This is a genomic window from Bremerella sp. TYQ1 (genome assembly GCF_020150455.1).
Classification (GTDB): domain Bacteria; phylum Planctomycetota; class Planctomycetia; order Pirellulales; family Pirellulaceae; genus Bremerella; species Bremerella volcania_A.
In genome coordinates this window covers 261,532-287,732 of the sequence record NZ_CP083740.1, presented here as the reverse complement: position 1 = coordinate 287,732, position 26,201 = coordinate 261,532, and the positions used below count along the sequence as shown (strand labels likewise).

Here is a 26,201-nt window from a genome sequence, read left to right as displayed (position 1 = left end):
CGCCTGCCAACTGAATGCGGGTCATACAGTCGAGGGCGACGTCAAGCGGTATCCTCTACCCATCCGTGGGAAAGGAAATACCCTGGCGATTTCTCTTTTGCTCGACAATTTCTTTGAGGACGTCGAGCTCGTCCTCTTGTGGAATCCGTTTTTGCATCATTGATGATTCTTGGCTACCGATCATGCGGTCTTCATGATCGCTTCGGTAGGCATCAATGATCAATTTTAACTCTTCACTGGGATCACCAAACTTTTGATCTGACGCGAGATCATCAAGTTCGATTAACAGGAAACGAATTGACTCATCATCAACCGAATCCAAGATCCCAGGAAACGCACAATCCTGATGTGCGTCGCTCCGAGTCTTGAAAACACGATAAACAACTTTACCGGCTTCACTCCGTAGTTCATCAGGACCGATCTCATCCAGACACCATTCGATAGTTTCTGGAAGAGCCAGCATCATCTTCAGGAGCGTTTTGTCCCAGTTGTCGAGATCGCTGATTCGATAGACCTTTTGAATAGCTGGAGGTGCCTCATCGTAGGAAGGCATTCGCTGTTTCGTACTCGCCGCTTTGCGTAGCGACGAAAGCCGCGTCCGTAGTTCCGATTCGGCGACCTGAAACTGCCGCGCGATCCGGGCGAGGAACTGGTGCTCCCGAAGCCGGACTTCCGACGAAGTTTCGGCGGCCAGATTCGGGGCTTTCGCTAATGTATTGAGAACGTCTTCCAATGCGTCGTTGGCACTGTGCAGATCGTTAGCGAGATCGATTCCAGCGGTGGCAATTCGGATTTTGTGTTCTAATGCGTCGAGCGACTTCGCTAAGTGCTCGCGGAATGCATCGGCGCCATTTTGCTGGACGAAATCACACGGATCGAGGTTGCTGGGCAGCGTGGTAATTCGCAGGTCAACCTGCTGAGCAATGAACAACTCAAGCACTTCGCTGGTACGCTTTTGCCCTGCATCGTCGCCATCGAGGACCAGGTAAACGGTATCGGCGTAACGACGAAGCAGTTGAATGTGACGAGGCCCCAATGCGGTTCCGAGCACGGCTACGGCGTTTTTTACGCCGGCTTCGTGCAACGCGATGACATCGGTGTAACCTTCGACGACAATCACCTTCTTGCTGTTGGTGATGTGGTCGCGGGCCAAGTCCAAAGCGTAAACATTGTCGCTCTTCGAGAACAAACGTGTCTCGGGCGAATTGACATACTTGGCCGCTTTTTCATCCGCATAAGCTGGCAAAATTCGGCCACCAAACGCAATCGGACGGCTCTGTACGTCGCGAATCGGGAAGATCACGCGTCCCTTGAAGCGATCGTACATTCGACCACCTTGGGACTGGCCGATCACGCCAACTTTTTCGAGAACCGGCTGGGTATATTCGCTTTGATTGGACTTGTTGCAGAGCCACTGCCAATCGTTGGGCGAAAAACCAATGTGGAAGTGGTGGATCGCTTCCTTCGTGATTCCTCGATCGTGCAGATAACGTCGCGCCTCATCAGCGATGGGATCGTTGAGCAGCAGTTCATGGAACAAACGCTCGACCCAAGCGAGGGCGTTGTATTGGTACTTCTTGTCGTCCGGACTACCTGCGGGGGCGACTGGGCCTTGCGATGGTAACGCAATATTCGCACGATCGGCGAGAAGCTCGAGGGCTTCGCGGAATTCGATCGACTCACGACGCATGACAAAACTGAAGACGTCGCCACCGATACCACAAACCCAGCACCGCCACGATTGGCGCTGTGGATTAACCTGAAAGCTTGGCCGGCTGTCGTCGTGCCATGGGCACAAAGCGACGTAGCCACGTCCTTGCCTTCGTAGGTTCAGATACCCGCCCAAGACATCCACGATATCGGATGCGGCACGTACCTGTTCTTTAACGTCGTTGTCTGGGGGAAAAGCCACCCTTTGGACATCCTTCCAGGGTTTTACGGGAACCCTTTGCCCGAGAATTGTCAGCGTGATTGCGTCTTCCTTGCGATCACCACTCAGCCCGAGTTTGACATTCTGGGCCGTGCCTTCCGTAGCACGTGGAAGCAATTTATCCCATTTCCCGATTTTGGGTCAAGTTCGCATTGACGAATACCGACAACGTTTTGGTTTCACGCTAGCGGATATCTTCTACAATATCGATTTTAGAACTTTTTGCGTAGTCATTTCGGCGTTTTGGGAAGCCATAATTCGTGAATCCGAATACGCGAAGTTGCCATAAAACGCCTTATTTTTCCGAGATCTCAGCGGAAGTCTCATAAGATTTTTGGCCGCTGGGGGCACAAGCATTTCCCTAGCTAACGAAATCGTTCACACCAAAATTTTTTTCCCACAATTGTCAATCTCTACAGAGTTCAAATTTGGTTTCCCGTTTTTTTCCACCTGCAGAGCAAGCCGACGAGAACGACTTAGTCATGGTCGGTGGCCGATTAACTTCCGAGTGGTTACTCGACGCCTATCGACATGGCATCTTTCCCTGGCCGATGTGGGGGGACTGGATGCCGATGACCTGGTTTTCGCTCGATCCCCGGGCGATTATGCCGCTGGACGGCCTCTATGCAAGCAAACGCTTAAAGCGAACGATTCGTAGCGGCAAATTTCAGGTGACCTGCGACACGGCGTTTCGCGACGTGATGCTGGGCTGTTCCAAGCCGCGGCATAAAAAGGATGGAACTTGGATCACGTCTGCCATGCTGAAAGCGTATTGCAAACTGCACGCAGAAGGACACGCTCATAGCGTGGAAGTCTGGCATGAGGGAGAACTCGCCGGCGGGATCTACGGTATCGCGATTGGTGGCCTGTTTGCTGGCGAATCGATGTTCCATAAAGTTCGCGACGCATCGAAAGTCGCCCTGACTGCGTTGGTCTCGCATCTCAATCAACGAGGCTACAAACTGTTCGATATCCAACAATGGACCGAACATACCGGCAGCATGGGCGCCATCGAAATCGCCCGAAGCGATTATCTCACATTGCTGGAGGCGGTCGTCGACTTACCGGTGACATTTGGTGAAGAACTGAGCGAGATCAAGTACTTCGGTATTCCATAGTCGCAACACTAAGCAGCTTGTCGCAACTTCTTACGAAGCAGATCAAGTCCCTGTTTTGCCATTCGTGGCCCCCAGATTTCTGGGTGTCCAGCCAGTCCGCTCCCCAACGATTGAACGCCATCTTCAGCGGCCAGGGCGACAAAGTATTGATCGGACGAATCTGGTCGCGAAAGTGTTCCGAGGGCTAAGCCGTATGTCGATTGCCCAACTTCCCTGGCCTGGGCGGCGGCACGCTCGACGCTTTCTTTTGTGGTCAGCGCCTCCGGACGTTCGATTGTTCCGCCAAGGAATGCCTGACGATGATCGTCGACGGCACCGAGCCAAAATCCTAGTAGCCCGGACGAGGAAGACTCGACAGTGGCCAACGTTTCACCACGAGCAAGAAGATCTCGAATCACGACATCTTGCAATTCCTCGTCGCCTTCGCCAAAGACCAACTCGCCGACGGCCTCATGAATTTGCCGAACGGTATCTCGAATAGCAGAATCGCATTGCTCGGCCGAGGGAGACGAAGCGGTGATTCTTAGTGAAATGGTGGCCTGATGCACAGTGATACCTACCCGTGGCTCGCGGCCACGCTTGATTAGGTCTGGCAACAGCGCTTCCATGTGACTTTCGCCGACGCCGAAGCATTTCACGACATGGTGCCGGATTATCTTTTTAGCGGTCCCCTGCCCCGATAAGGAGGGCGATACCGTCGCTGCCCACATTTCTTTCATTTCTGCCGGCACGCCAGGCAATGCAATAAACCGCGACTTATGCAACCCTACCGAATAATCCAAGTCGATCCCAGGAGCTGTTCCGTTAGGGTTCGGAATGACTCGGCTGCCGCTGGGAAACATCGCTTGAATTTGATTCTTCGGTGGCATCTCGCGGCCACGCATGCTAAAGCGGCGCTGGATATGCTCCAAGCTTTCCGCATGGAGTTCCAGCGAAGTACTTGTCGCGTTCGCTAACGCTTGACGAGTTAAGTCGTCATCGGTTGGCCCGAGTCCTCCGGTTGAAATTACGAGATTAGCTCGTGCCAATGCGTTTTTGATGACTTGGATGTTTGCTTCCAGATCATCGCCGACCGTGGTATGGAAAAGCACTTCAATGCCAAGCATTTCCAATTGCTGACTAATCCACTGGGTATTGGTATCCAGGCGTTGACCGCTGGTCAGTTCATCTCCGATAGCCACAATCTCTGCGATCATTCTCAGTCCGTCCGTTCTCGCAATCCCTCAAAGGTGCCAATCCACAACTCTTACAATAACGAAACCTTCTCGTTTCGGCACGACCCCGATAGTTTGCCAAGGTTCCGCGAGACGATTAGGCCTTACGACACGAATCGGACAACCGTCATTCTTCGTAAGTCGACAACCTGAGGTGCATATCGGCCGAAGCGGAAAGCCGATGGGAACGAGGGGGCTCAGTTCCCCACAGGGTGGTTCCTCAACCTTGTCCACACCCCAAATTTTTCACGGTCGACACGAACATGGCCTCCAAGCCCTCATCGGTCGCAATTTCATCGTTTTTCCGCCAGGCATCGACAGAAGCCCGGTCAGTCGTTCATCGCCTGGTTACCAACGGAGGCGAAAGCCTCGACTGGATCGACGATCTTCGCGATCTACAAAGTCATTTCCTCGATAGGTCCCAGCAAAAAGCGGAACGGCACTGCCGCGCCGGCTGCTCAGGCTGCTGCTTGTCGGCCCAAGTTGATGTCACCGGAATCGAAGCAATTGCGGTCAGCGATTACTTGAAAATGTGTGTCGACAGCGAGACACTTTCGACCATAACGAACCGACTGCAACGTGTCACCGAGCGCCGAACATCCCAGATGCGTGGACTTGCTAAGCAACTGCCGTTGGCGTGTTCGATGCTGGATGAAAGCGGGAACTGTTCGATTTATCCCGTTCGCCCGGTCATTTGCTCTGGGGTGTTTTCAACCAGCCGAAGTCAGTGTGACGAAGCGGAGAAAACCGCACGCGTGGGAGATTTTTCAGGTACTATCCCGCTCGACAACGATGCCATCCAGGCCACTGGGGGGATCTCAGGAAGTTTGCAACGAGTCTTAGTAGAAAATCAATTAGATGGAAACCTCTACGAGTTCAATTCGGCAGTGCTGGCCGTTTTGCCCATTCGTAACGCTCTAGAGCGATTTCTCGCGGCGGAAGACCTATTTGCCGACGCAATTTGCACCGATGCTCATTCTCCACCGAGGAAAATGCCGGTTCGACCACCTCACTTTCTTAAGCCACGTTCTGCAAAACGAGCTTAATCACTGGGGATTCCCACCCTATCCCAGGTTGCCAAAGGGAAATCGGCGCTGGTACCGTAGGGGAATTGTCGCCGCAACGTCGGAACAAGGGGAGTCGGTTATTTCCCTTCGACGCGAATGGAGCACCTTCGGGGCAACTTTATCGGGATCAATCGACCTATGGAATTGACTGCTGGCTTTGAACACTTCGTTCGTACGGATGAGTCTCTCGCTCAATATACTTCGCTCAATCTCGGAGGAAGTGCCGAGTATTTTGCAGAACCGACGACCGTTGACGAACTAGCTGCCATCGTCAAACGCTGCCGTGAACATGACATTCCGATGCGTGTCCTCGGTGGTGGATCGAATCTGCTCGTTCACGACGAAGGCGTTCCAGGGCTAGTCATCCTGTTGAATCACCCAACTTTTAGTGGAATTGAAGTCGACGGAAATCGCATGACCGCTGGTGGCGGTGCCAAACTTTCCCATGCGGTCAGCACGGCCGTCGGTAATGGCCTGGCAGGTCTCGAGGCACTTGCCGGAATTCCAGGCACTATCGGCGGGGCCCTGCATGGCAACGCCGGCGCCAATGGTGTCGACATTGGCCAACGCGTCGTCGAGGCCAAAGTCATGACTCGTTCCGGCGAAGTCCTCACGCGAAGTGCGCAGGACCTTCAGTTCACCTATCGCCAAAGCAGCTTGGACGAGCTGGTAATTCTTAGTGCGGTTTTCGAACTGGAATCTGCCGACTCGCAAGATCTGACACGACGGATGCAGAAATTCTGGATCGTGCAGAAAGCTTCCCAGCCAGGCGGATCAGATAGCGTCGGCTACTTGTTCTTCGATCCGCCAGGAATGTCAGCAAGCACACTGATCGAACAGTCAGGGCTAAAAGGGACCAAAGTTGGCGGAGCAGAAATCTGCGAAGAGCACGCTAATTTTGTCATCGCCAACGAGGACGCCACGGCAAATGATGTCATTCGTTTGGCTGAATTAGTTCAAAGCCGTGTGAAAGAAGTCACCGGGATGGACCTCAAGTGCCAGCTGACGACCTGGTAGCCCCGCTATCACCCCCTAATGGGCAGCTTCCCGCAACGTCATTTTTGGGCGGGCTTTCTACCTTAGGCAACTTTTGACGACCCACAGTTAAGTTGCCTCGCTTGACTAGCCGATCTCGTTTATTGGGCAAGTCTTTATTTCCATAAAAGCGTGTGGAGACGCGTTTATTGGAAACCAAAGATGCATTATGCTCTTCGATGCGGATACGTGGTGTTCACCACCAGCCAAGGATTGGCCAACTTTTACAAGGATGCTTCCATTGAGTCGCAGCACTCAAACCCCGTCGGGTTTGCTGGGCTTGGGTTCACCAGCCGGGCGCCAGCTTCTGCTGTGCGCGGTAATTATCGCAGCGTTTGTGCTGATGATGGTTGCTGGGTGGAATCATTACGCCGATCAATTCGCCGCTCGCGAAGAGTTTCTTCTCTCGCCTCGCGAAATACTGATTACGTCGCCGCCGCCTTGGATTCAATCCGACGTTTTGGGCGATGCCATTGCGAAGGCTGAGCTTCCGGAACAGCTTGATCTACGCGATCGCGACTTAACCAACAAAGTGGCGACCGCCATTTCTGCCCATGCCTGGATCCGAAATGTGCAGAAAGTCGTCAAACAATATCCTGCCAAAGTGTTAGTGGAAGTCGAATACCGGCAACCAGTCGCGATGGTCGAAGTAGAGTTTGTGGACGAAGGAGCAGTACGCCGAGGCTTGATCCCTGTAGATATCGAAGGAACAGTTCTTCCGCCAGGCGATTTCTCGCGGATTCAAGCCAACGACCGCTATCCGAGAATACACATCGATTTAAAGCGACCGCTAGTAGAAGCTGGAATGAAGTGGGAAGACCCCCGCATCAGCGAAGCAGCTCTTATCGCCGCAGAATTGCTTCCACATTGGAATACGCTTAAGCTCAGCCGGATTATCCTGAAGCAAGATGGCGGGCAACATTACGAGCTAGAGCTTAGCGACGAAACTCGCATCATCTGGGGCAGCCCTCCGGGCAAGGAACTGCCTCAGGAAACGATGGCCAACCATAAAGTTCAAGTGATGCTGCAAAAGGCAGCCGAATCAGCGTTGTCGAGCCATGACGCACAGCCATCGCTCGACCTGCGAACGGCTGGCCGAGCTGTATCAGGTGTCAATCAAATTCACCGGTAGCGACAAGCCAAAGTGAAATCAGGCTGGCGTTTCTGAAGAAGCGTTGATCGTTGAACTGCCGGTTGCAGGAAGCGGAGAAATACCTAGCCGCTGATCCAACTCAATTTCGGAACGTCGAATGGTGACATGCTTAGGCGCTTCGATTCCTACCCGGACCGATTTGCCGGTGACCTTCAGTACGGTCACCGTGATGCCATCTCCGATTTCAATCTTTTCGCCGACGCGACGGCTGAGAACTAACATAGCGTCCGTGCCTCATTGCTGAGATTACGAGGGTGCTACGCGACCGTACAAAGCGACAGCGCTTGTTGCGGTGCTTTTCGTGTGCAGCGGTACAATCTTGTAGCGGGGGATTTAAGAAGAGGTGTTGAGCCTTGCTGGCCTAAACGTGAGTATAGGAACCATTGCTCAAACGTCTGCCTAGAAAATGACATACTCCCCCGAGAATCTGCAAAATAGAAGTATTTTTTGCAGACCCTCCTATTGACATCATCATCCGCAAATATCTAGTCCTGCGGTATCTGATTCAGTGTGTAGTACAAAACGTCGTGCCACAAAGGAACGTTGTTCGCATCACGAATCCCTGGGAAGTGGATCTCGTGCACATGTCCTTCTTTGAGGCCTTCAAGCTTGATCGTGATGGACCGATTGTCCTTAGCAACTTCGACGTTCTGTATGGTCGGTTTCGAGTGATCGACTTCAGGGCTGCCATAGCTCGATTGGTAAATATAGGTATAGGCCTCCACCTGAATCGCATCCGGCATTTTGGCGGTCTTCGGATCAATTGGCTCGGTGAACGAAACGGTAAAGCCATCGGGATTCGCCTTAACGTCCAACAGTTCGAATGGCGTTACACCCGTCCATTGGATTCGCTCGAGCGAAAACGGATTGTTACCGCGTGAGCCCCAACCACGATTCGTACCACCGACAAAGAGATTTCCATCTTTCGTCATCCAAAGCGGTAATGTTCCTGAACCGATGTCTTCCAGGAATGGGATGCAAGCTCCTTGGTATCGTCCATTCACTTCTTCCAAGACGACCCGCATGATCGTGCTATGCGATTGATCCCCAACAAGCATCTGCCCGGCAAATGGCCCAAACTTTCCTTCTGAGCGGTCGTAGTCAATTCCGCTGGCTGACTTGCCCATCTTGTTGTACGGAAACAGAACTGCTGCCGGCATATATTCGGGAATCTTCTTCGCCTCGAGATGGAATCGGCTTTCACTCTCAGGCTCTTGGGGGCGTTCGCCCATGTTTGGTGCCAGTTTGTACCAGTCGTTTCCACCGGGATGCCCTACAAAGTGCCCCGGCACAAGGTGTTTCAAACCGCACGTGCCATTCCAAGGTCCTTGATTGTCGGTGTAAAAGATATCGCCCGCCGCATTGACGCCCATTCCTCCGGGGCTGCGAATTCCACTGGTAGTCGGAACGGTCGTTCCATCTTCATTAACTCGCAGGCACCAGCCTCGGAAAGGCACTTTGCTAGAAAACGAACCTGTCAAACAAAGTGTTACCCAGATGTTTCCCTCTTCATCGAACCGCGAGCCAAACGCGTACTCGTGATAATCTCCGGAGACTCCCCATCCATCGGATACGATCTCGAACTCGTCGGCCTCGCCATCTCCATTGGTATCGCGGATTCGCGAAACATCGCAGCGCTGCGTGACATACAGCCAGCCATCGCGGTAAGCGAGTCCCAGCACTTCGTGTAGTCCGTGGGCATATCGCTTGAACGTAGTTTCTGTCTCAGGAGAACTCGCCTTTGGATTGGAGACCATATAGATCTCACCCCGTCTCGTGGCAACAGCCAGTTTGCCATCGGGCATCATCTCTAGAGCGCCGACCTCTAGGACGACGTTCTCTGGGATCGGCAGCGGAGTAATCTTATAGAACTTCTCCTGCTGCTGTTCCTGGGCCGAAATCGACATAGCGCCTAAGAAGATGGCGAACAACGAGAGTAATGAATATCGTAACATGGGCATTGGCCTTGGATGGAATGCGTTTCAAACCGAGCGAGAGAAAGGCTACCAGACATACTTCAACTGAAATGACTTAGGTTGAGTACCACCAGGCACCTCAACGAGCAGTTCAGATTGGTCCTGGCGTAAGACGGCCTTTGCGCCGATGACTTGGACCTTAATTCCTTCACCGACTTGGAACCAACCATCTTTCAGCTCGTGAATTCGTCCGCCTTGTAATGCCCGGAAGAAAACCGCTTGGTCCCCCGAAGATCCGTCTAACGTGATGCTCCGAACAAGTGCGGGAAATTCACCTATCTTTTCCGCTGCAATCGCATCAGAGACAGTCCAGTCCTTAAATCGATAGCGGAAAGTTGGATTGTTCAATTCGTCCAGACGGTACCCGAGAAATTGGAACCCGGCCTCTTTACCACTTTCGTCCGGCCATTTGGCTGAAGGCTCTGGGAGAATTGCCAACGGAGCCCCAGGCGGGAGTTTCACAATGTTGTCTCCCAATGGCCCCTGAAATCCTTGACCGCGCCCGGTCCAATGCCGCGAGGCATCGATAAACGCGCCTTGCCAGATCATCGCCAAGTTCATGTCGCTGGCATCAAACGCAATGTTGGCCTTCTCGGGAAATCCAACACCAATCGCCCGGCTGCCGGCACCTTGGATAAAGTTGCGATAAATGACCGCTTTTCGCCAAGCGATTAATTCGATCGGCTGGTTTCCGACACCAAATGGCTTGGCAGCTCTTTCCTGATCGTTCAAGTAAATCCAGATCGATTCAATCTGTTGATCGGCATCGCCATCGAGAATATTTCGCATGACCGATTTACCATTTGGCCACGCGGTTGGCATTCGCGTTCCCTTGCGGAACCTGGGGGGATCTTTGACGTAGGCTAAAAACCAATCATGGTTCAATCTTAGAGTCATCAACGTCATATCGATTCCCTGCACGCCAGAAGCTTTTTCGCCAGCGAATGTATGACACTTGATACAGCCGAACACCCTATCGCCGACCATATGACGTCCAAGTGCTTTGATCCGTCCATCCGTCTCAACAATTTCAATCGGTGGATGTTCAGGCAACGTATCTTGCATAGCAAACAACTCACCGAGTTTACCCACGTTGTTTCCACCGAAATTCGGCATCACCGTGTTCATGTAAGGACGGTCCTTTGCCCCTTCATTAAGCACTTTGGTCATCCAACCCCTAGAGAGTTTGGCTCCCACGCCGTTAAGTGTTGGAGGCAATCTCCCTTCGTCACCCATCTCGGCCTGAGTGGTATGGAAGTAGCTGTTTAGGTCGCCGGAAATACCGCCGATCATGTCTCGCTCGTGGCACGCATAACAGTTGAACGTCGATAGGTGAAGCTGAATCTGCTGCTCAGGCTCCCAAGCCGCAACATCTGGCTTCTTGCGCCGATTAATTGCCGAAGCCAGGCTTTTTCGTTGATGAGGTGTGAGCTGGAAATCTGGTGCACTGCTCGGCATTTCTGCCAAGCAACCTCGCTCGGTATTCATTGTCGCAAGGTCAGGTCCCTGCAAGATATTGGGCCCGGATTGTATTTCTCCCATCTGATGGCAATTGGCACACCCAAGGGAGACGAATTGAAGACGGCCTTGGTTTGCCATGTCGGGATTTACTTTGAACTGTTCGCTTCCTTCATCGCTCTCGGATGCCTTCTCGTCGATCACAACGTAGTCAGAAACGAAAGCATTCCGTAAACCATTTGGGCCATCGAACAAGACATCCAGTACGGATTCACCTCCCCCTTCAAAGTATTCGACACGCAATTCATGATTGCCCGGCTTCAAACGAACCTTCCCAGAACGACGACTCTTGGGATGAATCCCATCGTTGATTACGATCTGCTTGCCATCAATCACCAGGCGACTACCGTCGTCAGAATCAAGATGAAACGTGTACTCGCCTTCTTGAGGAATATTGAGTAAGCCCTCGAAAACAAATGCGAAGTTGTCGGCACGTTTCGCCAGACCAAGATCGAACGACATCGCTTCGCCGACCTCTTTTGGTTTCAACTTTTTAAAATCTGGAAGCGTGCTGAAACTACCTTCATAGTAGGCGTATTCCAAGTTCGCTGGCACTTCGACATCTAAATCTTGAAGTAAGTACTGTGCAATCTTCGTCGCCTGGTCGGTAGTCAATCGCAGAGCGGGCATTCGGCCCGATGCGCGTACTTTCAGCGGATCTTGTAGAAACGCCGCGAGTGACGGAATCGAGTATTTTGCTTCCAAGTCGCCTAACGGCTTAATGGAACTAAGCTCGACAGGAGTTCCTTCCTTCGGTCCATGACAGGCAACACAACCGATTTCGTGATAAAGCCGTTTGCCGGCACTGATTTCACGTCCACGTCGTCGGGCCTCCTTCAGCTTGCCTGACGAAGCTAGGAAATGGGTCAGGTTTTCGATCGCGACGTCACGTTGCTGAGCAGGCAAATCCCCCAACACATCTGGCATCGTCGCCCCAGGTTTGAGTTGATGTGGGTCTTTTAAATAGGCACGCAGGTACTCAGGACGAACCCGACTTCCAACCGCAGAGAGATCAGGGGCTGCTTTGGCGGAGAGATTTCCAAGATCTGCATCCGACTGTTGATGACATGCAACGCAGTTGAGTTCGCTCCATAATAACTCTCCACCGGCTGCATCTGCCGACTGAAGGTGAAATCGCTCGTAACCTGGAACAATCGGTCCAGACTGAGCCCATAAAGGAGACACACCGACGATTGTGCAAATCCATGCAACTACGCTGGTGCCACGTAGCAAACTCATCATGCGTAATGCCAATTGTGAAAAGGAGGAAGGCGAAACGAACGCGGAGCAGGGGTGAGTTGGTTATTGCCCGCGAAGAAATCGTTATGGGGATATTTCAGCGTTACCGACGCCGAGTGTCAACTAATTGCTCGCAAATTCTTAACGGCCTTGTCTCTGAACTAACAGTTCGCGGCATTTAAATACAATTTTGACAAAGCCACTACTGAATTTTTTGGATCGGTGGAAGAGATCAGGTGGATGTTTCTCGACTTGCAAGCTCCGCAAGCTGATCCAGACAAACGAGCAGCTTTTCCAATTGCTCTGGAATCGCGGGATCGCTCAGGTCGATCTGCTCGTTGTCTAACTCTCGCAAAATACTCACCGCTTGATTCATACCAAAGTTTGTAGCCATCCCAAGTAGCTTATGCGCAGCAAACGAAAACTCTTTCGGAGAAACCGATTCTTTGGCAGCTAACAAATCACGATATTGCTGCTGATAGTTTTCAATGTAAAGAGTTAGAAGACGCATCCTTAGTTCTTCAGGGTACGATGCGAGAGGGTTATCTCGAAAAGAAGTTGTTGGTGCTGGACCGACAGCACTATGCGGCTTTGGCTCCCATTCACCTGTACCCCCTTGTCCTCCCTGCAGCATGGCAAGAATGGAACGTACGCCTTCCAGTGTGACCGGTTTCGTAAGGAATCCATCCATGCCTGCCAATTCTGTTTTTTCACGAAATTCTTCGGTCGCGTGAGCAGTCAATGCAATCACTAGGGGACGGTTTCGATCAACGGCAACACACTGGGCAATCAAGTCCTGAAAGAAATCGAATCCAGTTCCATCCGGTAGTTCCAAGTCAAGCAGGATTAAGTCAGGCCAAACTTCATTTAAACACTCCAGTCCCGTTTCGATCGACTCGGCCGTTCGATAGGGTACTCCTAGCTCTTCCAACATCGAGCCGATAACCAACCGGTTTGCCTCGACATCTTCGACGACAAGCAATTTCGCCTTGGATAGCGTAGGTATGACTTCGGCCGGCGCTGACTTGTCGTGTCGCCATTGATCCTCTTGGTCGACGTGATCGAAGGATCTCGCGAATGGTATCTCCACGATGAATGTCGTCCCAGTTCCCAATTGGCTGACCAATCGGACCTGGCCATTCATCGCTTGAACGAGGCGATAGGCAATACTCAGTCCCAGTCCCGCTCCACCATGCTTTCCACGATCCCGTTCGGCTTGCTTGAATGGCTCGAAAATCGTCGCCTGATCTTCGGCTGAAATCCCAGGACCAGTATCGGTCACGGAAATGCTGACTACGACCTCGTGCGCATGATGTCGCTGTACTTCCGTCTCGACCGAAATTTTGCCTGTAGGTGTGAATTTAAGTGCATTTTGAATCAAATTGACGAGGACTTGCCTCAGCCGATTTTCATCGCCCAACACCCAAACATCGAGATCCTTCGTGGTCGAAAGGTTCAACTCCAAGCCGCGTGTTTCAGCCTGATGAATAAACATCTCAACGACTTTACTGATCGTATCCCGCGGGTTTAAAGGATCTTGTCGAAGTTTCAAGTCAGTATTCACTTCCAACTTCGACATATCCAATAGATCGGTGAGAAGCCCCATCAATGACTGGGCCGAATCATGAATCGTGTTGAGAAGCTTCTTCTGGTTATCGATCAAGCGTCCTCGTAGCAGAACCTCCGAAAGCCCAAGAATCGCGTTCATAGGGGTTCGAAGTTCGTGGCTCATCTTCGCTAAAAAACGAGTCTTCTCTTGGTTGGCGGCCTCGGCGGAGTTTTTCGCAAGCTCCAAAGCATCGGCGTTTTCTCGTAAGCGGGTGACCATGCGTTGGATTTGACCGACGGCAGGTCGAAAGATGAATAACCCTTCGAACAGCAGCACCATCAGCGTGACGATCAGCAAGCCATGTTCGATACTACGAAGGCTTGCAACGCGGCTTTCCGCTTCCTGGTCGTAGACGTAAACAATCTCGTCCATGCCCGCGAGAAATTGACCTTCGTGCGACAGAATCTCTTGGAGAGATGCGTCGACAACGGCTTCGGCGTTTTCATCACCTTGCTCATCTAAGATTTTCAGCGCCGCAGACTGTATTGCCAGAAAGTCAGGCTCAAGCTCGGCATATAGTTGCGTAACCGTTTCGCTATTATTGCCAGGCAAGCCTAACGCCTCGTTGCCATCTTGAAGACCGCGATGGCATTTCTCCCACAGGCTCAATGACTCTCGCAACTCTTGGCGTTGCTCCGAGCTTTTGTACGGATCTTCTGTCGAACTGATTTGCAGAGCCAGCTTTGTAATTTTTTGACTCAGCATACGCTGCCGACCAGCCACGTTAATGACCGTCGAATCACTCAACTGCCGCTCGATACTATGTTGAACAAGCCCTTGCCCTAACAAAGTTAAAAGCGCAACAGCACTAAGCGCCAGAACGTAGAGAATGGTCAATCGATTAGAAGAAGACCGGGCAGTGGGAATCGATTCCCCCTGTTTGACCATAGACTTAAACCGTACTCACGAATTCCTCGATTGCCAGTCCAAGATAGTGGATCTTCTTGCGGAGACTGGTTCGTGTAATCCCCAGCATACGGGCCGCCTTGGCCTGATTACCAGACGTCTTACGTAGAATAATGGTTAGAACGTGACGCTCCATTTCCATCACGGAATCAGAATAAAGATCGTTTGAGCCAGCTTCGATCTTTTCCTGAATGAAATCCTCCCAATCGCACACATGCGTCGAAAGAATCTTGGTCTCAAGCCCTTCCTCGCTTCTCGGCATATCCCGTAGTGCGTTGCGAAGATAATCGCCTGCGATTACCGTACCTCGCGACTCAATCAAAGCTCGGCGTAAAACGCTTCGAAGTTCAGCAACGTTGCCTGGCCAAGGATAGTCCGACAGCAAACGCAATGCTTCAGGAGAGGTCCTAACGGCACCGGTTTGTACGATTCGTTCGACCCGACAGAATTGCCCCACAAAGTGATCAACCAGCTTTGGTAAATCGGCACCCCGTTCTCGCAAAGGAGGTATGCGGATCATGAATGCATTGAGAAGGTAAAACAAGTCGTGTCGAATCATCCCTTCAGCCGTCAAACGCTCGGTGTTCTTATTCGACGTGAAGATGAGAGTCGTATTGACCTGGACTGCTTCCTGGCCTCCTACTCTCTCGAAGGACTTGTCTTGAATGAAGCGAACCAGTTTGCTTTGCACTGCCTGAGGAATGGCCGAGATCCCTTCAAGCAGGACGGTCCCCCCGTGGCATTGTTCGATTTTGCCGATTCGACGTTCGGCGGCGCCCGCAAGTGAATTCGGTTCATGCCCAAACAACTCACTTTCAAGCCATTCGGCACTAAAGTCGCTGCAAACGACCTTCATGAAAGGACGATCTTTGCGTCGACCATGCTGGTAGATTGCGCGAGCGACAAGCTCTTTCCCAGTTCCGATCTCTCCTTCAATCAAAACTGGTACGTCGTGAGCCGCTGCTCGACCGATGGCTTTGTAAACCTCTTGCATCTCCTGGCATTGGCCAATGAGATGGTCTGCTCCATCGATCATGGGATCGACCTGGGAAGGAAGCTGAACCGGCATCAACATCAGTTGCCGACTCTCCAAAGCCTGTTGTGTCTTCTCTGCGACTTTCTCCAGTTGAAGTGGCTTTGCAAGAAAGTCGAACGCGCCATGCTTCATCGCTTCAATGGCAAGATCACTGCAACTACGCGCAGTAACGAAAAGCACGGGCAAGCGAGCATCAATTCGATTGACGCGTCCCAAGATTTGTAACCCTTCACCATCTGGCAAAAGGTGATCCAGAATCAGTACGTCAGGGCGGAACTGGACAAGCTGTTGCAATCCAGTGGTTCCGTTCTCCGCGTGTTGTACGCGGATACCGTCGTGGCTCAATGCCGTTGTCACGACTGACGCCACGCTGGGATCATCGTCGATCACCAGCACGCGACGCTCACGTTTCGTCCCAAGATAGTTTTGCGTTGTCAATGTGTTGTGATGTTTGTTGAAAACAGAGAGGTTCCGCCTTTCCAACTCAGCAGACACTTAGGCATGCATGCAATTGATATACCAGCACAGCCGTGGATTGCCGTGCCCACGCTCTATCTCTCTATTATCACAACACTTAGAACTCCGATTATTTCCGATTAATCGCGTTATTTTATGCGACATCTATTTTCCCGAGCGGTGACTGCGCTCTTTTTAGGCACGAAAAAAGGGATGGCGAATAGATCGCCATCCCTTATTGGGACGCTCTGGAGTTTCTACGAATTCTTAGAACCGCAGCGTGAACTGGGTCCAAAAGAAGTCGGCATCGCCGTCAAATACCGCAGGATTCAAGGCATGCTGATCCTGGAAGTACGATCCGGTGAAGAAGTGTGAGTAGCCGAAAATAATGTCCGAGCGTGGCGTCAATTGACACTTGGCGAGGAAATCGATTTCCTGACCGAGATAACGCGAGCCATCGGGTGTCGTGTTCGGGTACGGAGCATTAACGACCGTGTATGGGACGTCGTCGGTATCTTGTCGATTGAACACGTGATACCAGGCGATCAATGTCCAAGCATCGCACGGCTTTGCAGTCAGCTGAACATTGAAGTCCTCGATATTTCGTCGTGCGAACAAGTCCATCCAACCAAGGTAGGCGTGGCCAAGCGGAAACAGTTGATCGAAGCCATTGCCTGTGATCGAATCACCAGAAGCCCAGTCATAATAAACCATGACTTTCGGTTTCCATGCCATTTCATTGAACTGGTGTCCCATACCAATGGTGAAGAACCCCGCGTCGTGATCCGCTCCTTGGAATTCCCCAGTCTGGAATGCCCCTTCCAATTCGTACAGCAAAAAGCTCTTCTCACCAACCAAGCGGCTGCCGAGGGTTTGGTAACGAAACGGCGAATCGTTGTTTTCGTAGCCAAGCCAGTAGAGGTCGATCTTACCGAGGTCACTCTTCTTGTACGTAGAATAAATTCCGTAGAACGACTGATCTTGGTTGGTCGAATCCCAATCGTAGGTGTCTTTGCGGATCGGACGTGTCAGAAAACCGTCGATATCCCAAGCATCACCACGGTAAAAGAGCTTTACACCGTCAAAACGTCGACGAATGTTCGCCCAGTCGAGTGGCGAGACCAAACGCTGACTGCCGTATAACAATTCCTGGCGACCGACGCGTGCCGTCAATGTTCCATTGCACGTATCAAGAAGCTTACCGTCGATAAACAGGTTCTGCAGTTCCCAATAGTTTTCGTCAATTGGGCGAGGTGGGGCACTTTCGTACTGACTCACCGCGTGCAGCATTTCGCCGTAGATGCGAATGTTTTCGTTGACTTCGTAGTTAGCGTACAAACGAAGTCGATGCAGCAGGAAGTCGTCGTCCACTCCGTTCAGAAATGGTTTCATGTTTTGCTCGTGATGGTATCGAGCTCGGTACTCACCACCGATATCGAGCACACCACAATTGCCGACACACAACCGCTTGAGATCTTCCCCCAGCAAGCACCCGTCGTAGCATGGATCGCATAGATAGGTGAAATCGTTGTCGAAATAGAGCGGCTTGTAAGCAGCCGCGGCTTTTTTATTCAGCTCTGCCACTTTTTTGGGATCGCAACATTCAGTTGCTCCCAACTGTGCAGCGGTGTCTGCATACTCCATCTCACCGTTATAGGTTGCCGCGGTCGGAACGGCCGGAATGGCGTCCGAAGGTGAGAACTCGGCGTCCGAGATACGCGTTACCGGCGCATTTTCAAGAAGGGCCGACTGTGGGGGCGTTACTTCCTGGCCATGCAGCACAAAAGGAGTCGCCCCACCGAGGCAAACCGCAAACGCGGATAGCCACGTGGTCATCGAGTGGGTCATAGGTCGTTGTTCCTTCAACGATTGGTTCTGTCCGTGAGTTAACCGTTCTCGTGGGGTATTGCTGCTTTCGACGCCTAAAAGATCGGTTCTTCAGGCGATTTGGGAAGGATGTTGGAAATAACGTCCTCTGGGGGTCCGGATGATCACGTTGTGTTCGCTGGTGGCACACATGTGACCGCTTCGAAGGCTCGCCCGCGCAGATAGTGCGCTAGATGGTTACCGCAATTGCCAACGTGTCTGGCAGTGATGATCGGTCAAAGTTTTGCCTGACCGATAGTGCAATGCAATCGTAACTCATTTCATGCGAGTAGTTTACGACGTGATCATTTTGTTTTGGCACACACGTTGCGTTTCATTGCAGCACTCACGTCAGCAGGGTGCGCAATGATCGCAAGCCGCTCAGCGCATCTGTCCCCAAATCGGTAGCCCATAACTTTCTCTCCGAATCATCTTAGGAATCGAGCATGAAAACGTCCGGAATACTGAGCCGCTATGTCTTGCTGACAGGGCTGATCGCTATCTCCATTCTTACTGGCTGCTCAGAAAGCGCACCGTCAGGTCCTAGCCTCGACGAACTCGATCTCAGCGCTTTGGCAGCTACCGTCGATGCCAACGCGGACGAATCCTCTGAATCCGATTCGACGTCAGCTACATCGATCGAAACGGTCGCGACAGTCGGAGCTCCAGAAAAGAACACTCTAAAGCTTGGCTTCATCAAGCTGACCGACTGTGCCCCGCTGGTGATTGCCAAAGAGAAAGGATTCTTCGCGGACGAGGGATTGCAAGTCGATGTCGAGGCTCAGCCTAACTGGAAGACGCTGCTCGACCGCGTGATCAATGGCGAGCTAGATGGAGCCCACATGCTTTCCGGACAGCCGATCGCCGCGACCATTGGGATCGGAACCGAGGCACACATCATTACCGCATTCACAATGGATTTGAACGGCAACGGCATCACTGTCTCAAACAATATTTGGCAGCAGATGCAAGACAACGATGCCAAACTGAAAAGCCCTACCCCGCCGCACCCGATTTCGGCCGATTCCCTGCGTCCCATTGTCGACGATTACAAAGCTGGCGGAACGCCCCTGAAAATGGGCATGGTCTTCCCTGTCTCGACGCATAACTACGAACTGCGCTATTGGCTGGCCGCCTCTGGAATTCATCCGGGGATGTACACCGAAACCGATACCGTCGGCGAGACGAACGCAGACGTTCTGTTGTCGGTGACCCCTCCGCCGATGATGCCGACCGTTTTGGAAGCGGGCAACATTCAAGGATATTGCGTCGGCGAGCCTTGGAATCAGCAGGCAGTTGCCAAGGGAATTGGTGTTCCCGTTACGACGAATTATGACGTCTGGAAAAACAACCCGGAAAAAGTATTCGGTGTTACCAAGCGCTGGAACGACGAAAACCCTAACACTCACGTTGCTGTTGTCAAAGCACTGATTCGTGCTGGCAAGTGGCTCGATGCAACCGACGAAGATGGCAAGCTAATCAATCGAGAAGAAGCTTGCCGAATTCTAGCAAAACCCAACTACGTTGGTGCCGACTACGACGTGATCAAGAATTCGATGACCGGCTTCTTTTACTTCCAAAAGTCAGACAAGCGTCCAATGCCTGACTTCAACGTCTTCTTCAAATATCACTGCACCTACCCTTGGTATAGCGATGGCGTTTGGTTCCTGACGCAGATGCGACGATGGGGACAGATTACCGAGCCGAAGTCTGCTGAGTGGTACGACGAGACGGCCAAGAAGATTTATCGACCGGACATCTATCGCCTGGCTGCCGGATCTTTGGTTGCCGCAGGCAAACTCACCGAAGAAGAGATCCCCGCAGAAGACACCGACGGCTATAAGCCTCCTACCGCGGAAGGAGATTTCATCGACGGTGTCGTATACGACGGGCACGACCCAATCGGTTATCTCAACTCCCACGCGATCGGAAACAAGGACAAGTAACTCGCGTAGTGGGGTGGCCGGGGGAGGCGTAGGCGGAAGCCACCTCCGGCCCGTTACCGCCAATTAAGTCATTCAACTACAAGTCACGCACGAAAGAATCGCATGAAGTACAAAATCATCCGCATGCTGGACGTCGCCGGGCTCCGTGTCTTCGAGCCGGTCGTGCTTCTTTGCTACGGCGAAAACCCACGCCAGCAACTGAAGCAAATCGGACTCTACATTGCGATTCCCATCGCCGTGATGGTCGCATGTGTGATTGCGTGGGATCAAATCGGACCACGCATCAAAACAAGAGCTGGCGAAGTTCCAACCCCAGCTCAGGTGGTTGAAGCATACGACGGAATTGCCGACTTCCATAATCGCGAATACACCAAAGTCGACGACTATCACCAATCAGGAGAAAGCCGCAAAGAAGCTCTGGCAGCGGCCGAGCAGTCGCTCGAGCAACTCGACCAACAGTGGACGGCAATCAGTGATCAAAGTGAAAAGCACCTGGAAACCCTGCTTTCCAAGATCCCTGACAATGCCGTAAAGAAAAAGAAATCAATCCAAAATGATTGGCAGACACTGAATGAAGAACTAAATACTTCGGACGCTTCCGCTCAGGACGAAGCTCGCCGGAAGTTCGCTTTCGTGGAAGGGCTTTCTGCCGAGTTCGTCTCGGTTAGCCTATCAAAACTTTCTGACGGCGTTTCCAAGCAGCAAGAAGCTTACAAGCAGGATCAGCAGACACGCGCGAAAGCATTAACGGCTCTCGCTGCCAAGATACCAGCGGATGACTACAAGCAAAAAGTAGACTACGTCCATTTAGTTAACGAACACTTACGAAAGGCGAGCCAGGAAAACGAGCACCTTAAAGAGCTTCGTTCCGAACTATCCGAACGACGTGGCAAATCGCTGCCGGAAGTCGAAGCATTGCGTCAGCAAATAAGTGCTACTGGACAGCAAGCAGAATTCCTCCGAACCCGAATCAATCTTCTAACCGAAGGCAATCGAGAGCAAAAAGTCGCGCAAGCAGAATCGGAAATGGAAGACCTGAAACGAAAGTACGCTACCGCGACTGGCCCTGAAATGTTCGCTCTCGCCCAACAAATTATTCAGCGCGACGAACGAATCAATACGATCGCAGGGTCAGAATTCGCTAAGCCTCCGACTTTTTTCGATCAGATTTGGACAAGTCTCAAGTGTGTCTTTACCGGGTTTTTCATTGCTACCGCGATCGCCATTCCCATTGGTGTCTTCTGTGGAATGAGCCGGGTATTCATGGCTTCGATGACCCCGCTAATCTCGCTGTTCAAACCCGTATCGCCGATTGTTTGGCTACCGATTGTGTTCTTTATTGTGGGAGCATTCATCACTAAGCCGGACGAAGCTTGGATTCAACCTTCCTTTCTAAGCTCGGCAATTACGGTTGCTCTTTGTTCGCTTTGGCCAACGTTGGTGAATACCGCCCTCGGTGTCTCAGCCATTGACCAAGATCATCTGAACGTTGCTCGTGTGCTTCGCCTTGGACTTTGGGATCGACTGACCAAGATCATCATCCCGTCCGCTTTGCCGTTGATCTTCACTGGGTTGCGAATCTCGCTGGGGGTCGGCTGGATGGTGCTGATTGCCGCTGAGCTGCTTTCCAGCAGTCCCGGCCTTGGGAAGTTTGTGTGGGACATGTTCAACAACGGGTCATCCGCGACGTTTGCCCAGATGTTTGTGGCTTGCGGTTTCGTGGGGGTGATCGGTTTGTTGCTGGATCGAATCATGATCGTGTTCCAACGCATGGTTAGCTTCGATGGCGCACCGACCGCTCTGTAATCAATGATTGCCAACGTAATACCTAAAGGAAAACGCCCTATGGCAATCCTCGAACTCAACAACGCGACCGTCGGATTTGGCGAATCGCACCGACGGTATACGGTGCTTGAAGAAGCCAATCTTCAAGTTCATGAAAATGAATTCGTCGCCATCATTGGCTTTTCAGGCAGTGGCAAATCAACACTAATTTCACTGCTTGGCGGCCTGGTAATGCCGGACGAAGGCTCGGCCCTTTTCAAAGGGAAAGCGATGAATGGCCCCGGGCCAGATCGCGGAATCGTCTTTCAAAATTATTCGCTGCTGCCATGGCTGACTGTTCATGGCAACATCGAACTCGCCGTTAAACAAGTCTTCCCAAAGATGCGTCGCGGGGAACGTCGAGACTACGTGCAGCACTACATCGACATGGTCAGTCTGACTGGCAGCGAAGGCAAACGCCCATCGGAACTTTCCGGTGGGATGCGTCAACGACTGTCCCTGGCACGTACCCTTTCGATGCAACCGGAAGTCCTTTTGCTGGACGAACCGCTGAGTGCACTCGATGCATTGACACGGAGCGTGCTCCAGGACGAGATCATCCGTTTATGGGAAGAAGATCGTCGTACCGTTGTCATGGTCACCAACGATGTCGACGAGGCTGTTCTCATGGCCGATCGTATCGTCCCCCTGACGCCAGGACCGTCCGCCAAACTTGGCCGTGAATTCCCGGTCACACTTGATCGCCCTCGTGATCGTGCCACTTTGAATTTCAATCCTGAATTCAAAAAGCTCCGCAACGAGATCACTCGATACATGATGGCGATTAACGAAGAAGCCAAACAACTTCGTGTTGCATCGGAACTTGTATTACCTGACGTCGAACCAATCCGTATCGGCGCCGCCTAACGCTCAACGAAGGAAACCTCATGTCACAAGAGAACCGCTTCGTCGAAATGTATCGCCTCGTCAAGGCATACCCCAATCCGTTTGGCGACGACGTCAAGGTAGTCGATGGCTTTAACTTGATCCTAAAGAAAGGAGAAGTCGTCAGCCTCATCGGGCACTCCGGCTGCGGTAAGTCGACTGTCCTTACCATGGTATCGGGATTGAATCCCATCAGTTCCGGCAGTGTAGTTGTCGCCGGCAAGGAAATCTCTGGGCCCGGACCTGACCGAAGTGTGGTCTTTCAAGCACCATGCCTACTTCCCTGGATGACCGCCATTCAAAACGTCCGCATGGGTGTCGATCGAGTCTATCCTCATGCTACGCGAACCGAGCGTCGTCAGATTTGCGAATACTACTTGAGCATCGTCGGGCTGGCTGACTCGATGGATAAATATCCACGTGAAATGTCAGGCGGGATGCAGCAGCGTGTTGGCATTGCTCGAGCGATTGCGTTGAAACCCAACATGCTCTTACTGGACGAGCCGTTCGGCCGACTCGATTCTCTTACTCGCATGGAACTCCAAGATGTGATCCTGCGAATCCTCGACAAAGAAAAGATCACCACGATGCTTGTCACGCACGATGTCGACGAAGCAATTTACATGGCCGATCGTATCTGCATGATGACCAATGGCCCCGCGGCAAAAGTTGGCCAGGTTCTTGAACTGCCGCTACCACGACCACGAAATCGCGCAGAAACACTCGAACACCCTCTTTACTACGAGCTTCGTGGTTCCCTGGTTTCGTTCCTCGAAGAACAAGAACGACACAAACACCACAAACCGAAGTCGGCTTCTGCGGAGGAACCAGAACCACAGTTGACGATAACGACCGTCGCCGAAGAGACCGAACCATCTACTGCCGAAAACGCTACCGCGAACGCTTAGTTTAAACACACAGGAGAACAGACGCATGACAATGACGATTGCTCCATCGGTGTTGGCGAACATCGCGATCTGGATCCATGACGAACAGTCAGGACAACTGCTTCCTTCACTCGGATTTCCTGAAACCCCATCCGGTCCTCCAGAAAATGAGTTGGTACAGACATCGATACAAGAACGTCGCTCAGCCGTGCGGTCGTTGAATGATAATACGCTTGAGATCGCATTGCCGGTCCTGATCACCAATGAAGTGGTTGCCGCGATCCTGTTCACCATCGATTGCCCGGACGGATGCAAAATTGCGATCGAACGCTGGGCTCGAACCGATCGAGATGAACTAGGCCTTTGCGATTCAGCCTATCGCGGCCTGAAGCACTTCGAGATCATTAGTCCCTACGTCAAATTCCCAAGAGGATCGGGGCTTCCTGGCGAAACCTGGGACGATCGCAAAGCGAGGATTATCGCCAGGCTGGATCAATCGAAGGCATTCATGCGAGCAGCGGGCGCGAGAAAAGAAGGTCTTCGATACGGCCTTGGTATACCCGTCATGACGACTGAGCATGAACTGGAATCCGTACTGGTACTTCTAAGCACAGTCGATTTCCCAATTCTACATGGCATGGAAACCTGGCTTCCCAATGAAGACCAACTCGAACTGTCTCTCGGTCAGTCCTGCTATGCCGTAGGAATCTCGCCTCGATCCCAAACCACATGTCCGTACGGCGAAGGGCTGGTCGGCCAATGCTTGGCATCGCGAATCCCTGTAATGGTACATAGTGCCGACGAGGACAGCTCGCTGGTTCCCATGTTTGAACAAGGATCGCGATTTGCTCTGGCAATTCCGATCTTCAACGGCGATCGACTCGTTCAAGTTCTTACGATGTTTGGTTAACTCTGGGAAGTCGCATGGCTATTGTCGAAAACAACTCGACGTCACATCCTTCCGGCGAATTCGATTTGGTCGAAATGCTGCTGGCGGAACAGCGTGACCTTTCGGCAGTCGAGCGCTTTTCGCAGCGTCACGATCAACATGCCGATCCGCTGTTAGCCCCCACCTACCGAGAACTGATCCCACTCAGCGAACCAGGGCCTGGCGAGCAGTATGCATTTGAAGTTGATCTCGATGCTTGTTCCGGATGCAAAGCTTGTGTTGTTGCCTGCCACAACATGAATGGCCTTGAGGAGTCGGAAACTTGGAGAAGAGTTGGCACCTTGCAAAGCTCTGTGCCGGAAAAGGCTGTCGTACAACATGTCACAACAGCATGCCACCACTGCGTCGAACCTGGCTGCTTGACCGGTTGCCCAGTGCAAGCTTATGAAAAAGACCCTGAGCTTGGAATTGTCGTTCACCTCGACGACCAATGCATCGGCTGCAAGTATTGCACGCTGATGTGCCCATACGACGTACCAAAGTTCAGCGAAAGCAAGGGCATCGTTCGCAAATGCGATATGTGTCGCCATCGACTAGCGGAAGGCGAAGCTCCTGCTTGCGTTCAATCCTGTCCTAACAGCGCGATCAAAATCACTGTCGTCCATCAGGAAGCGATTCGAGCAGAATCTGCCACCGGCAATTTCTTGCGAGGTGCCGCCAATCCTCGTACAACGAAGCCGACAACTCGCTACGTTGGTAAGTATCGTCTCGATTCCGAAATGATTTCGGCTGGTGCCCAAGAGTTGACCGTCAATCACGCCCACCTTCCACTAGTCGGCCTGTTGACGTTAACTCAAGCCGCATTGGGCATGTTAATCGCCAGTTTCATAGTTCTTACCTTGGGAGCTTCCGGCTGGGTAAGTGCATTGCTCGCTACCGTCTCTGCGATGATTGGGCTTGCAGCGTCCGGTGCCCACTTGGGACGGCCAATGTATGGATTCCGAGTCTTCTTGGGTTTACGAACTTCCTGGCTAAGTCGCGAAGCCGTTCTCATGCCCGCTTTTGCAGGACCACTTGTCGGTTACGCCGCGTCCTACTTTATTCCCATCTTAGAACCGTTCCAATGGATAATGGGCGCAGCTGCCATAGGAGGCGGATTGGTAACGATCTTTTGTTCGGCCATGATTTATATCGTTACACGGCGACCGTTTTGGCAGGCCTCGATAACGTTTGCGAAATTTGGAAACACCATCACAATTCTCGGTTTGGCGGCGATTAATCTGGACTTGTTGGTCAGCAACTCGGGCGCATCTACAGCGGCCTGCTTGTGCCTGATCGCGGTAACGATTGCTCGCTTAGCGCTCGAGTACCAACTTCTCATGCAAGCGACCCTGCCGGTCACCGATCCGATGGCGCGTTCAGCACGATTGATCCTCGGGCCATTGAAATCATTTCATATCCTTCGAATCGTGACTTGGGTGCTTGGTGGTATCGTTTTACCCACTTCCTTTTTCGTGTTGCCTCCAAATATTGCAACACTGGCTGCCGCACTTTCTGTCGCGAGTTTGCTGGCTGCCGAATTGATCGATCGTGGTCTTTATTTTGCTGCGGAGTCCACGCCCGCAATGCCCAACTTGCCAAGGTAGG

At 52.1% G+C, this 26,201-nt stretch carries 18 protein-coding genes; 10 read left to right on the top strand and 8 right to left on the bottom strand.

Annotation, left to right across the window (positions count from 1 at the left end):
• Positions 1–55: 55 nt before the first annotated feature.
• Positions 56–1,912 (bottom strand): DNA primase, encoded by a 1,857-nt coding sequence (gene dnaG, locus LA756_RS01080; RefSeq protein WP_224438037.1) that lies wholly within the window; start codon positions 1,910–1,912, stop codon positions 56–58.
• Between the two features lie 446 nt (positions 1,913–2,358).
• Between dnaG and aat the strand changes: the two genes are divergently transcribed.
• Positions 2,359–3,048 carry a leucyl/phenylalanyl-tRNA--protein transferase gene (aat, locus tag LA756_RS01075; protein ID WP_224438036.1) on the top strand — a complete coding sequence of 230 codons (690 nt, stop codon included), beginning with the start codon at positions 2,359–2,361 and terminating at the stop codon, positions 3,046–3,048.
• 8 nt (positions 3,049–3,056) lie between these two features.
• On the opposite strand, the gene LA756_RS01070 is transcribed toward aat, so the two are convergent.
• A complete protein-coding gene (locus LA756_RS01070) occupies positions 3,057–4,244 on the bottom strand; it encodes a CinA family nicotinamide mononucleotide deamidase-related protein (RefSeq protein ID WP_224438035.1) in 1,188 nt (395 codons plus the stop codon).
• Positions 4,245–4,525: 281 nt separating this feature from the next.
• On the opposite strand from LA756_RS01070, the gene LA756_RS01065 reads away from it, so the two are divergent.
• From LA756_RS01065 to LA756_RS01055, 3 genes are all read left to right on the top strand, one after another.
• Positions 4,526–5,308: a YkgJ family cysteine cluster protein gene (locus LA756_RS01065; protein ID WP_224438034.1), complete on the top strand. Its 783-nt coding sequence runs from the start codon at positions 4,526–4,528 to the stop codon at positions 5,306–5,308.
• Positions 5,309–5,467: 159 nt separating this feature from the next.
• A complete protein-coding gene (murB, locus tag LA756_RS01060; protein ID WP_224438033.1) occupies positions 5,468–6,346 on the top strand; it encodes a UDP-N-acetylmuramate dehydrogenase in 879 nt (292 codons plus the stop codon).
• Positions 6,347–6,605: 259 nt separating this feature from the next.
• A complete protein-coding gene (locus LA756_RS01055) occupies positions 6,606–7,496 on the top strand; it encodes a cell division protein FtsQ/DivIB (protein WP_224438032.1) in 891 nt (296 codons plus the stop codon).
• Between the two features lie 18 nt (positions 7,497–7,514).
• Here LA756_RS01055 and csrA read toward each other — a convergent pair whose 3' ends face one another.
• From csrA to LA756_RS01025, 6 genes are all read right to left on the bottom strand, one after another.
• Entirely contained in the window at positions 7,515–7,739 is a 225-nt protein-coding gene (gene csrA / locus LA756_RS01050) for a carbon storage regulator CsrA (RefSeq protein ID WP_224438031.1), read from the bottom strand.
• Positions 7,740–8,002: 263 nt separating this feature from the next.
• Positions 8,003–9,472, bottom strand: a complete 1,470-nt coding sequence (locus tag LA756_RS01045) for a sorbosone dehydrogenase family protein (protein WP_224438030.1) — start codon at positions 9,470–9,472, stop codon at positions 8,003–8,005.
• Positions 9,473–9,520: 48 nt separating this feature from the next.
• Positions 9,521–12,253 (bottom strand): c-type cytochrome, encoded by a 2,733-nt coding sequence (locus LA756_RS01040; RefSeq protein ID WP_224438029.1) that lies wholly within the window; start codon positions 12,251–12,253, stop codon positions 9,521–9,523.
• Between the two features lie 229 nt (positions 12,254–12,482).
• Positions 12,483–14,606 (bottom strand): ATP-binding protein, encoded by a 2,124-nt coding sequence (locus LA756_RS01035; RefSeq protein WP_261362071.1) that lies wholly within the window; start codon positions 14,604–14,606, stop codon positions 12,483–12,485.
• 145 nt (positions 14,607–14,751) lie between these two features.
• Positions 14,752–16,239: a sigma-54 dependent transcriptional regulator gene (locus LA756_RS01030; RefSeq protein WP_224438027.1), complete on the bottom strand. Its 1,488-nt coding sequence runs from the start codon at positions 16,237–16,239 to the stop codon at positions 14,752–14,754.
• 285 nt (positions 16,240–16,524) lie between these two features.
• Positions 16,525–18,105 (bottom strand): alginate export family protein, encoded by a 1,581-nt coding sequence (locus LA756_RS01025; RefSeq protein WP_224438026.1) that lies wholly within the window; start codon positions 18,103–18,105, stop codon positions 16,525–16,527.
• 464 nt (positions 18,106–18,569) lie between these two features.
• Between LA756_RS01025 and LA756_RS01020 the strand changes: the two genes are divergently transcribed.
• The 6 genes from LA756_RS01020 to LA756_RS00995 all read left to right on the top strand — a co-directional run bounded on the left by LA756_RS01020 (position 18,570) and on the right by LA756_RS00995 (position 26,200).
• A complete protein-coding gene (locus LA756_RS01020) occupies positions 18,570–20,069 on the top strand; it encodes a CmpA/NrtA family ABC transporter substrate-binding protein (protein ID WP_224438025.1) in 1,500 nt (499 codons plus the stop codon).
• Between the two features lie 102 nt (positions 20,070–20,171).
• Positions 20,172–21,875, top strand: a complete 1,704-nt coding sequence (locus LA756_RS01015; protein ID WP_224438024.1) for an ABC transporter permease — start codon at positions 20,172–20,174, stop codon at positions 21,873–21,875.
• A gap of 39 nt (positions 21,876–21,914) precedes the next feature.
• Positions 21,915–22,760 carry an ABC transporter ATP-binding protein gene (locus tag LA756_RS01010; protein WP_224438023.1) on the top strand — a complete coding sequence of 282 codons (846 nt, stop codon included), beginning with the start codon at positions 21,915–21,917 and terminating at the stop codon, positions 22,758–22,760.
• A gap of 20 nt (positions 22,761–22,780) precedes the next feature.
• Positions 22,781–23,686: an ABC transporter ATP-binding protein gene (locus tag LA756_RS01005; protein WP_224438022.1), complete on the top strand. Its 906-nt coding sequence runs from the start codon at positions 22,781–22,783 to the stop codon at positions 23,684–23,686.
• Between the two features lie 25 nt (positions 23,687–23,711).
• Positions 23,712–24,575 (top strand): GAF domain-containing protein, encoded by an 864-nt coding sequence (locus LA756_RS01000; protein ID WP_224438021.1) that lies wholly within the window; start codon positions 23,712–23,714, stop codon positions 24,573–24,575.
• Positions 24,576–24,589: 14 nt separating this feature from the next.
• The gene (locus tag LA756_RS00995) at positions 24,590–26,200 is read left to right on the top strand and encodes a DmsC/YnfH family molybdoenzyme membrane anchor subunit (RefSeq protein WP_224438020.1); all 1,611 of its coding nucleotides are present in this window, start codon (positions 24,590–24,592) and stop codon (positions 26,198–26,200) included.
• Position 26,201: the final 1 nt, after the last annotated feature.

Bases quoted from the DNA above. Each gene is read 5' to 3' on its own strand.
- LA756_RS01070 (WP_224438035.1), bottom strand. From the start codon at position 4,244: ATGATCGCAGAGATTGTGGCTATCGGAGATGAACTGACCAGCGGTCAA.
- LA756_RS01065 (WP_224438034.1), top strand. From the start codon at position 4,526: ATGGCCTCCAAGCCCTCATCGGTCGCAATTTCATCGTTTTTCCGCCAG.
- murB (WP_224438033.1), top strand. From the start codon at position 5,468: ATGGAATTGACTGCTGGCTTTGAACACTTCGTTCGTACGGATGAGTCT.
- csrA (WP_224438031.1), bottom strand. From the start codon at position 7,739: ATGTTAGTTCTCAGCCGTCGCGTCGGCGAAAAGATTGAAATCGGAGAT.
- LA756_RS01045 (WP_224438030.1), bottom strand. From the start codon at position 9,472: ATGTTACGATATTCATTACTCTCGTTGTTCGCCATCTTCTTAGGCGCT.
- LA756_RS01040 (WP_224438029.1), bottom strand. From the start codon at position 12,253: ATGATGAGTTTGCTACGTGGCACCAGCGTAGTTGCATGGATTTGCACA.
- LA756_RS01025 (WP_224438026.1), bottom strand. From the start codon at position 18,105: ATGACCCACTCGATGACCACGTGGCTATCCGCGTTTGCGGTTTGCCTC.
- LA756_RS01020 (WP_224438025.1), top strand. From the start codon at position 18,570: ATGAAAACGTCCGGAATACTGAGCCGCTATGTCTTGCTGACAGGGCTG.
- LA756_RS01015 (WP_224438024.1), top strand. From the start codon at position 20,172: ATGAAGTACAAAATCATCCGCATGCTGGACGTCGCCGGGCTCCGTGTC.
- LA756_RS01010 (WP_224438023.1), top strand. From the start codon at position 21,915: ATGGCAATCCTCGAACTCAACAACGCGACCGTCGGATTTGGCGAATCG.
- LA756_RS01005 (WP_224438022.1), top strand. From the start codon at position 22,781: ATGTCACAAGAGAACCGCTTCGTCGAAATGTATCGCCTCGTCAAGGCA.
- LA756_RS01000 (WP_224438021.1), top strand. From the start codon at position 23,712: ATGACAATGACGATTGCTCCATCGGTGTTGGCGAACATCGCGATCTGG.
- LA756_RS00995 (WP_224438020.1), top strand. From the start codon at position 24,590: ATGGCTATTGTCGAAAACAACTCGACGTCACATCCTTCCGGCGAATTC.